Source organism: Arthrobacter sp. 2YAF22_2, assembly GCF_052114645.1.
Taxonomy (GTDB): domain Bacteria; phylum Actinomycetota; class Actinomycetes; order Actinomycetales; family Micrococcaceae; genus Arthrobacter.
On sequence record NZ_JBFRFD010000705.1, the window covers coordinates 1 to 1,427 of the forward strand.

The window sequence follows — 1,427 nt, forward strand, 5'->3', positions numbered from 1 at the left end:
GCGTTGCCGGCACTCGTTTCCGACGATTTTTTTGTTGCCAAACAAATTGAGCACCACCAAGAGACGGATGAGGCCGATGGGCCTTAGGCCCATCAACAGGTCACAGCGACCGCCGGAGTACGCTTCGCGCCACACAACGTTCCGTTTCCGGCGCGCCGGTCACGTTTTCCGGTTCAACCGTCGTCACACACGTACAAGCGTCCTGCTTCTCTTTCGACTGCACCAAACCCGCCGTTGCAGGCCCGGCATTACCCCCTCCTACTGCTTACCCCTGCGCATTGGCACCAGCCCGATGGCCGATTTTCCCCGTGGAGGCAAACGACAAGGGCCCTTCAGTACTGGATACTGAGTTGAACATCCAGTACTGAAGGGCCCTGCGGTTTCATTCAAGCCCGGTGAGTGGCGGGTGCCCGGCCGCAGTAGCAACCGAACTTTGTGCCATCAATCCATGGCGGGCACCCGCTCGTGCCCTCCTTCCAAAGAAGCTGGGCTGGCTGGGCTGACCTCCACTTGCTCCGGCCCACGGGTCCGCCGCGACTGCAAACGAAGCCCCGCCAACGAACCGAGAAGCAGGCCAATGGGTAACAGCAGCGTTAGAAATATTCCGGACAGTCCCAAACCGGCTGCAATGAGCGTCCCGCCGGCAACGCCGCCGGTAGCAGCACCCAACCGTCCACCGAATTCCGCGACCCCGATTCCCGCACCTCGCATGCTGGCCGGGTAGGCCATGGCCGCCAGGACGCCTCGGGTGGGGCCGAAGGCACTTGGCAGAATGAATCCGGTGATCCCCAACACGATAAGCAGGGTAGCGAAACCAAACTCGGGCAGCAAGAACACCACAACCGACATCGCGCCAGCCAACCCGAGCGCAATGCCGATGACCAGGAAACGTGACACCCTGGCCAGGATGGCGCCGAGTACCAGGCCTCCCAACACACTCGCCAATCCGTAGGCACCGACGATGGTGCTGCTCTGCACGGTGTCGAGCCCGGGCACCGGAAGCTGCAGCATGGTAGGCAGGTACTGGGCGATCAGCAATTGGGTGCCCAAGGAGAAGAAGCCGAATAGCCACAGGAGGACCGTCGTGGGGGCCAGCGGCCGTGACAGGATGGTTCCAAAGGACGCCTTGGACACCGGGCCGGACAATTCCGCTCCCCTGCCGCCGGAGGACACGGCGCTGGTCGCCTGCCGCCTGGCCGAGAGGAATGCGGGAGATTCGGGCACGACGACGGCCAGCGCGGCGATCACCGCCAACGGGATCAGGCCGCCCACCACGAGGAGCACGCGCCACCCCGACGTCGGGAGCAAGGTGCCCGCGAGTGCTGCCCCAACCGTTGTCCCCAGCCCCACTCCGGCGTAGGCCGTAGCGAGCAACGCCGCCCGTCGTCGTTCGGGCATGAGGTCCGCCAGCAGGGTGTTTCCGGACG

The 1,427-nt window shown here is 64.2% G+C and carries 1 protein-coding gene; it reads right to left on the reverse strand.

Features of this window, described 5'->3' with window-relative positions:
- Window positions 1-441: 441 nt before the first annotated feature.
- On the reverse strand, window positions 442-1,427 hold a 986-nt coding region (locus AB4Y86_RS18865), incomplete at its 5' end, for an MFS transporter (protein WP_441403661.1).